This window comes from Streptomyces sp. NPDC101234, assembly GCF_044767525.1.
Classification (GTDB): Bacteria; Actinomycetota; Actinomycetes; order Streptomycetales; family Streptomycetaceae; genus Streptomyces; species Streptomyces sasae.
The window spans coordinates 1-7,517 of sequence record NZ_JBIWOA010000095.1 but is presented as its reverse complement, the minus strand read 5'-3'; the positions used below and the strand labels follow the sequence as shown (position 1 = coordinate 7,517).

The window sequence follows — 7,517 nt, the reverse complement described above, 5'->3', positions numbered from 1 at the left end:
GCGGCCGCCCACCGACGACGGCAAGGGTTACGCGGCGAGGAGTTCCGCGAGCTCCTTGGCCTTGGCGGCCGCGTCCTCCAGGGCACGCTTGCGGGAGGCCTCGTAGAGCGAGACCAGTTCGGACATGGCCGGGTTGCGGGGGGCCATGGTGAGTTCCGGGACGATGAACTCGAGGTCCAGGCCGAGGGTCCCCTTGAGGACAGCCTCCAGGTAGTTCAGTACGAAGTCGTAGCCCTCGCGCGGGGTGCCGGGCGCGTAGGAGCCGCCGCGACTGGCGACCACCACGGTCGGGGTGCCCTGGGCCGAGGGGGACTCGCCCGCGGTGCGGCCCATGAGCAACACGCTGTCCAGCCATGTCTTGAGGGTCGAGGGGATCGAGAAGTTGTACATGGGGGCGCCGATCAGGACGGCGTCCGCCTGCTCCAGCTCCTCTATGAGCTTCACGCGCGCGGCGAATGCGGCGGACTGCTCGGCGGTGCGCTCGGCGGCGGCGGTGTAACCGGCGGACCAGGCGGCGGCGGTGATGTGCGGGACAGGGCTGGCGGCGAGGTCACGGTAGATCACCGTGCCCTCGGGGTGCTGCTCCTCCCAGACCTTGCGGAAGGCCGCCGTGACCAGACGGGACGAGGAGGCCTCGCCGGGAAACACGGAGGAGTCGATGTGCAGCAACGTGGCCATGGGCTTTCTCCCAAGAGAGGACTGGTGCTCGACCATAGTCGAACACGAGATGGTATTAAATGAGACTATCACGAGTGAGACGAGTGGCTACAGGTGTTGCTGTCCTGGTGGGGCCTCAGACGCGCACCGGCAATCCGCCCTCGTCGTCCGGCTCCTGGACACTGCCTCGCCCGGCCACGGCCACCAGCAGCGTGTCCGCTGCCGCTATGGCTTCACGCACGTCCCGGGTTCCCATCGTGATGCACAGCGTGTAACTCACGTCCTCGAGCTCGCGTGACTTCTCCCGCCCCGCGCTTTCGGCGAGCGCGATCTGCAGGGACGCGTACCGGGTCAACAGCCTTCTGACGACCTTGGGATCCGGAACAACGAGCACAGCCAGGCCCTCCCTCTCGGCGTTCGAGTCACCACCGCAGTCATGCCAACAGCACGCTTGGCGACGACAGCGTTCGCTGAGTGAAGACCGGAAGTCCCCTGTTTCTGTGACGAGATCGGCTCAGTCGCCATGTCGCCGCGGCCGTGTCACACCGTCCTGGCCCGTCTGGTCTATCTGGTGTCAGACAACAAACCGAGGGACCGATGCGCGAGATTCTGATTGTCGGTGGGGGCTACGCGGGCTTCTACACTGCATGGCGCCTTGAGAAAAAGCTGCGTAAGGGCGAGGCGCGGGTCACGGTCGTCGACCCGCGCCCGTACATGACGTACCAGCCCTTCCTGCCGGAGGTGACGGCCGGCTCGGTCGAGGCACGTCACGCTGCCGTCTCGTTGCGGCGACACCTGCGCAGCACCCGGCTGATCGCGGGGAGTGTGACCGAGATCCGCCACGCAGACCGGACGGTGTGTGTGCGCTCTGCGAGCGGAGCAGACTACGAGGTTCAGTACGACACCCTTGTGGTCACCGCCGGCGCCGTGACCCGCACCTTCCCGGTACCCGGAGTGGCGGAGCAGGCCATAGGTCTCAAGCACGTGGAAGAGGCGGTTGCCATTCGCGACCGGCTCATGACGGCCTTCGACCAGGCGGCGTCGCTGCCGCCCGGCCCCGAGCGGCAGAGGCTGCTCACCGTCACGTTCGTGGGCGGCGGGTTCTCCGGCGTCGAGGGGTTCGGTGAACTGCTCTCGCTGGCGACTGCGATGGTCAAGTTCTACCCGGAACTGAGCTTCGACGATGTGTCGTTCCACCTGGTCGAGGCCCGGGGACGAATCCTGCCCGAGGTGGGGGACAAGCCCGGCGCCTGGGTCGTGCGCTCTTTGGAGGAACGCGGCGCGAAAGTCCACCTGAACACACAGCTGGTCTCTGCCGAAGGCGGCCACGTCGTGCTGTCCGACGGAAAGGAATTCGATTCCGAGCTGATCGTCTGGGCCGCCGGAAACGCTTCGAATCCGGTCGTGCACAACCACACGGACCTGCCCGTCGACGGGCGGGGTCTGATCGTGGTACGGCCTGACCTGCGCGTGGGCACCGGCAGTGAACCCGTACCGGATGCGTGGGCGGCCGGGGACGATGCGGCCGTTCCGGACCTCGCTTCCCACGTACCGGGCGCGTACACGGTGCCGAACGCCCAGCATGCCGTGCGGCAGGGCAAGCGCCTCGCAAAGAACATCGCGGCAAGTCTTCGGGGGCGCGCGACCCGAGACTATCGCCACAGCAGTCTGGGAGTGGTGGCGACGCTGGGCCTGGGACGAGGCATCTTCCAGTACAAGGGCATCGTCATCAAGGGGCTTCCCGCCTGGCTGATGCACCGGGGCTATCACGTCCTGGCCGTGCCCAGCTGGGAGCGCAAGGTCCGCGTTCTCGCCGTCTGGCTCACCGCCGCACTGTGGGGCAGGGATCTGGTCTCCCTTGCCTCCGTCCAGCATCCACGGGACGCGTTCGTCTCGAACGCCAATCCGAACCGACCCGGTGGGAGCCAGGCGGGCGACCACACGGCCGCATGATCATGCCGTAGAGGCTCAGCAGGACGCCTGAGCACGAGTGTGCTCGGGCGGCCTCTGCGTGAAGGGAAGGCTTCTCTCTATGAAGGTCGTTGTCATCGACGACGGTGGATCCACCGGGGTCGAGACTGTTGCCAGAATCAATGAGCACAGGAATGAGGCCGAGCTGGTCTCCGCTTCGAGCGGCGTCGACATGGTTACAGGAGAGGGCCTCCCCGAGGCCTTTGAGAGCTGCTCCGTAGTGGTCGACCTGTCCGGTCCGCCCTCACTTGACGACGGGGTCCTCACCGAGGATTCCGGCCTCGTCATCGATGAGGAGGCAGTCATGGAGACGTTGTGCCGTTCCACGACCAACCTGCTTTCGGCGGCGGCCGCCGCCGGCGTAAAACACTATGTCGCCTTGTCCGTTGTCGGCGTGGACCGGTTGCGGGAGAGCGGATACTTCCGTGCCCTGTACGCGAAGGAAACCCTGATCAGGCAGTCTCGGATTCCCTACTCGATCATCCGTACGACCCAGCTGTTCGAGTCCGCCGGTGACATTGCCGAAGCAGCCACAGAGGACTGGAGCATCTGGGTGGCGCCCGTCCAGATCCGGCCGGTGTCCTGCGCGGATGTTGCCGTACTCCTGGCTCACACTGCGTCCTTCCGGCCCCTCCTCGGTGTTCGTGAGATTGCCGGCCCCGACGAGTTCGGGCTCGACATGTTCGTGCGTGCCGCCCTCACCGACATCGGGGAGTACCGCCGTCTGTTCCCCGACGACCGCAGTCCTTACTTCGGCGCGAGACTCCGGCGTCATGACCTTCTTCCCGGTGCCGATGCCTACACCGCGCCCACTCGCTACGGCGACTGGCTCGACAACCGGCTCACTCCTGACTCCCGGGACCGCCACAACCGGCCTTCCCGCCTTCCCGCTGGAGGACGGCATGGACGCGAGTAGAGAGGCCGAACGCGGTCTCACCGATATCGAGACGTACCTCTACCGGGAGGCTCATCTGCAAGCAGCACGTCGGCGTGTGGCAGCCTTCACCGCGCGGGCATCCGGGCTGACCCAGGTCCAGAAGACGGACATCGAGCGGTGGTATCTCGACGAGCAGAAGTACGTCGCCCGTATGGTGACGGAGCACATCTCGGACCGCATCAGCGTGGTGGAGGAGCGGCACCACGTACGCTTCAGACACTGGCTGCGCGGAACGGCGATCGCGATGGCTCTGATCACCGCTGCGATGCTGTGCGTCGCTGTGATGCTGGGGACGATGAACTGAGCTACCGGGGCTCACCCCGCTCATGTTCGATTCGGTCCCAGGCTGCCGGTGACGGAGAACACCAGCAGGCCTGGGCTGTTGGTGGGTTGATCGCAGAATTTCGAGCACCATGGACACGTCCCCCGTGACAGGTGTTCGGAACTTGGCACCTGCGATTCCGGCAGGTCTGCCGAACGTCCTTCCGGCGGGCGGGCCCCATCGGTTTCGAGCATCGATGACCGACTGCGCGCACCCCACGGTGCAGACAGCAGCGACCCCTCGCGGCATGTGTCATTGCACATGATGTGCGCGGAAGTATCGAGACACGCGGCACTTCTCACTGTCCGGGGCTTCGGCCGAGGCGGAAGGTACGCGATGCCGCCAGTGCAGCGTCTCGGAGGCCGCCCTGATGCGGCCATCGACGTCGCTCGAGGTGGCAGAGGTGTCGGGATCTCGTGGCATCGGCTCGGAGGGGGACTGTCACAGCCGTCGCGCCACAGCTGCGTCAGCGGCGTTCCAGCCCAGATGAAGAACTGCCACGTCGTCCGCCAGCCCGCCGAAGGGCGCAGCCATGGACACCACGCCGTGGACCAGGGCGTCGATGAACTCCTGCCCCGGCAGGTGCCCGTGCTGCAGCGCCAGCCGCAGCAGGCCGTCCTCGCCAAGTCGTGTGGAGGGGCCGGTCCTTCCTTCGAACAGTCCGTCGGTGAAGAGAACCACGCTGTCGCAGGGGGAAAGCGAGACATCGGTCCGGGTCCAGTCCTCGCATCCCGGAAGCAGGCCCAGGGCAATCCCGGTCCGAGGCTCGACCCAGTGGATTTCCCCGTGGCTGCGCAGGAGGAGCCCCGGATGCCCTGCGCTCATCATTTTCAAGGACAATCCCCCTGGAGGGAACACCAGCGACACAACAGTGGTGTAGGTGTCGTCGTCCGCTCTCTCATCGACCAGGACCTTCTCCAGGATACGCAGTTGCTCGAACTGGGTCTTGCCGCAGTGCACGGCAGTCCGCCAGGCCAAGCGCAGGTGAACCGCCAGAGCGGCCTCAGCTGCTCCATGTCCGGAGACATCTCCCAAGATCACGTGTACGGTCGAGTCCTCGGTCTGCACAATGTCGTAGAAGTCGCCGCACAACAGCGCGTGAGGCCGCCCTGGAATGTAACGAGAAGCGGCCGAGAAGTTGTCTTCGCGCAGTGCCGGTGCAGGTAGCAAACCCTGTTCCAGGGACGCATTTTCCTGGGCGATCAGTGCGTTGAAATCTACCGCAGCTCTGAGTGTCTCAAGATGTTCTCGCCACACGGTCCCCCGGGACGCAGGTGCGCATCCAACAGTTGATGCTGCGCAAGGCATTGGTGTGTTGCTCCACCTTCGATTCATGTGTTTTGACACCTCCTGGTACCAGACAGGAGAGCAACTGGATCTGTGACAAGGGAGGGGCGCGAAGGACTTCTTCGTCGCGGTGGCCCGGTTCGGCGGCGCATGCTTCGGGCTCCGACAGCCGGCGTATCAGCCGTGGTCGTCGAGCGGCTCGCCCGCCGCTACGTCTCCCGTGACGGACCATCAGCCCCCTGAACAGCCCATTTCATCCTCACGGCACAGGATGGAAGAGGTTCTGTGAAACGTACGGTGAGGTGTGGTGCGCGTCGGTCGGCACGTGGGACCGCGCAGAACAGCTGATGTCACAAGACGCGTGCATGCCCGGTCAAGGGATTGAGCCGAGGAACAAAGGATGTGTGTCGTGTGCGAGGACGCGGCCATCGCCACACTGACTTCTCCGAGGCCCTCATGAAGGTTGAAGGGGTCACTGTGTGCAGCCGTGTTGTGCTGTGCCTCGTGAGGGAGACGATGCCATATGGGTGATGCTGACGCGGTGCCGGTCGCGGAGTTGCTTGATGAGCGTCGGCACCTGCTGGAAGTCACCTACTGGATGCTGGGCAACTCCTGGGACGCGGAAAGCGTCGTCGGTGAGACCTACCGCCGGTGGTACAGGCTGACCGACGCGGAGCGTGGGCGGATCACAGCTCCCCGGAACTGGCTCGCGAAGACCGCGGGCGGGATCTGTCTGGGCCTGCTCGCTCACCCCCACCGGGGTGCGGCCGACCAGAGGGATCAGGGCGAGGAGTACCGAACGGAGCCGGAAGGCGCCGAGGGGGCGCAGGCGAGCCTGGCGGAGGAGGTCAGCCGGGTTCTCCTGAACGCGCTGGACTCTCTGTCGCCGGCCGAGCGGGCGGCGTTTGTGCTCAATGACGTCTTCGGCATGGCCTCCGATTCGGTGGCCGACATCGTGGGACGCCCGGAGTCCGAGTGCGCCGAGCTTGCCGACCGGGCTCGCCACAGTCTTCGGAGGCAGCGCTCACGATCCACCCCGCCGGGCGAATACGATCACCTCGCCCGCGCTCTCCGCCAGGCCTGTGTGGACGAGGATGCCGAACTACTGGAGTCGCTGCTGTGCCCGGACGCCACGGCGTTCTTCGACGGCGGCGGCAAGATCCGAGCACTGAGCAGGCCCGTACACGGCAGACGTCAGGTCGCCCGCAGCCTGCGGACGCTCCTCGCCCGCCACCCTCGCACCACTCTGACCACCCAATCCGTCAATGGGCGCACCGGGCTCATCGCCCGCTACGGCACCCGGGTCGCCGCCGTCATCAGCCTCGACGTTGCCGACCATCATGTCGCACAGGTCTGGGTTGTCCTCAATCCTGACAAGCTACGCTCCTGGAACCAGCCCGACACCCCCGGCGATCCCGGCTCGCACCGGGGTCCGTGACGGCAGGGAGACAGCCTGCCCTGATCGCTATCGGGCGCTGTAGCGCCGCCCTTTCACGGGATCTGCGATCGCCGCTCGTTGCGGTCGGCTGACCGAAGCCTCAGGTGTCAACAGCCGTCGACGAACGTGACTGTCTCGTTGAGCGGCGCCCGGCCGATACGGGGCTGGCTTGCAGCGATGTTCTCGTACCCGATCGACATGCCGCAGAAGAGGAGGAGCTCATCCGGGGGCGACAGGACCTCGGCGACGGTCTTGTGATACTTCGCCCAGGCCATCTGCGTGCAACTGTGCAGCCCTTCGGAGCGCAGCAGCAGCATGATGGACTGCAGGTATATGCCCATGTCGGACCACTGGGGTCGGCCCATGCAGCGGTCGATGTAGCAGAACAGGGCGGCGGGTGCCCCGAAGCAGTCCCAGTTCGCGGCAGAGGCCCGCTGTCGCGCCTCCAGGTCCTCACGTGGAATACCGAGTGCGCCGTAACGCTGCTCACCGAAGGCTGATCGGCGCTCCTGGTAGGGGCTCTTCAGTGTCGGCGGGTACTGCTCGTACTCCGGCTCGTCCCAGGGGTCGCCCGCGGCTATGCGTGCGCCGGCACGCTTCTTGAGCTCGGCCAGCGGCTGGCCGGTCAACACGTAGGCGTGCCACGGCTGGAGATTCGACGCGGACGGTGCCCAGGCTGCGGCGGACAGTACGCGCTCCAGCACCTCCCGCGGGACCTGCTGGTCGGTGAATCCCCGCACGGCTCGGCGACTGGCAACCGCTTCATAGACGTTCATGATCGCCTCTGTCCCTCTCTGTTAGCTGCACCCGCGACAGTCACACTTACAACTGTATCGTTTAATACTACCCGGAACGATGGGTGGGCGGTAGACGAGGATGGGTGGGGTGGCGGACGGGGGGGCGTT

General features: G+C 65.9%; 8 protein-coding genes. 4 read left to right on the top strand and 4 right to left on the bottom strand.

The features are described 5' to 3' along the window. Positions 1–27: 27 nt before the first annotated feature. Both ACIRR9_RS55705 and ACIRR9_RS55700 read right to left on the bottom strand, forming a co-directional pair. Positions 28–678 (bottom strand): FMN-dependent NADH-azoreductase, encoded by a 651-nt coding sequence (locus tag ACIRR9_RS55705; protein WP_403769700.1) that lies wholly within the window; start codon positions 676–678, stop codon positions 28–30. Positions 679–793: 115 nt separating this feature from the next. Then, entirely contained in the window at positions 794–1,051 is a 258-nt protein-coding gene (locus ACIRR9_RS55700) for a DUF5133 domain-containing protein (RefSeq protein ID WP_403769697.1), read from the bottom strand. Positions 1,052–1,254: 203 nt separating this feature from the next. On the opposite strand from ACIRR9_RS55700, the gene ACIRR9_RS55695 reads away from it, so the two are divergent. The 3 genes from ACIRR9_RS55695 (at position 1,255) to ACIRR9_RS55685 (ending at position 3,869) form a co-directional block, all read left to right on the top strand. After that, positions 1,255–2,610: an NAD(P)/FAD-dependent oxidoreductase gene (locus tag ACIRR9_RS55695; protein ID WP_403769694.1), complete on the top strand. Its 1,356-nt coding sequence runs from the start codon at positions 1,255–1,257 to the stop codon at positions 2,608–2,610. A gap of 79 nt (positions 2,611–2,689) precedes the next feature. Further along, complete coding sequence (locus ACIRR9_RS55690) at positions 2,690–3,544, top strand: SDR family oxidoreductase (protein ID WP_403769691.1); 855 nt, start codon at positions 2,690–2,692, stop codon at positions 3,542–3,544. Beyond that, positions 3,531–3,869: a hypothetical protein gene (locus ACIRR9_RS55685; protein ID WP_403769688.1), complete on the top strand. Its 339-nt coding sequence runs from the start codon at positions 3,531–3,533 to the stop codon at positions 3,867–3,869. Before ACIRR9_RS55690 ends, ACIRR9_RS55685 begins: the two co-directional genes overlap by 14 nt. A gap of 459 nt (positions 3,870–4,328) precedes the next feature. Here the strand turns inward: ACIRR9_RS55685 and ACIRR9_RS55680 are convergent, their stop codons facing one another. Next, complete coding sequence (locus tag ACIRR9_RS55680) at positions 4,329–5,144, bottom strand: PP2C family protein-serine/threonine phosphatase (RefSeq protein ID WP_403769685.1); 816 nt, start codon at positions 5,142–5,144, stop codon at positions 4,329–4,331. Positions 5,145–5,697: 553 nt separating this feature from the next. On the opposite strand from ACIRR9_RS55680, the gene ACIRR9_RS55675 reads away from it, so the two are divergent. Further along, a complete protein-coding gene (locus ACIRR9_RS55675) occupies positions 5,698–6,612 on the top strand; it encodes a sigma factor-like helix-turn-helix DNA-binding protein (protein WP_403769682.1) in 915 nt (304 codons plus the stop codon). Between the two features lie 107 nt (positions 6,613–6,719). Here ACIRR9_RS55675 and ACIRR9_RS55670 read toward each other — a convergent pair whose 3' ends face one another. Next, entirely contained in the window at positions 6,720–7,388 is a 669-nt protein-coding gene (locus tag ACIRR9_RS55670; RefSeq protein WP_403769679.1) for a nitroreductase, read from the bottom strand. Between the last annotated feature and the right edge of the window lie 129 nt (positions 7,389–7,517).

Coding starts and splice junctions, on each gene's coding strand:
- ACIRR9_RS55705 (WP_403769700.1), bottom strand. CDS start 678: ATGGCCACGTTGCTGCACATCGACTCCTCCGTGTTTCCCGGCGAGGCC.
- ACIRR9_RS55695 (WP_403769694.1), top strand. CDS start 1,255: ATGCGCGAGATTCTGATTGTCGGTGGGGGCTACGCGGGCTTCTACACT.
- ACIRR9_RS55690 (WP_403769691.1), top strand. CDS start 2,690: ATGAAGGTCGTTGTCATCGACGACGGTGGATCCACCGGGGTCGAGACT.
- ACIRR9_RS55685 (WP_403769688.1), top strand. CDS start 3,531: ATGGACGCGAGTAGAGAGGCCGAACGCGGTCTCACCGATATCGAGACG.
- ACIRR9_RS55675 (WP_403769682.1), top strand. CDS start 5,698: ATGGGTGATGCTGACGCGGTGCCGGTCGCGGAGTTGCTTGATGAGCGT.
- ACIRR9_RS55670 (WP_403769679.1), bottom strand. CDS start 7,388: ATGAACGTCTATGAAGCGGTTGCCAGTCGCCGAGCCGTGCGGGGATTC.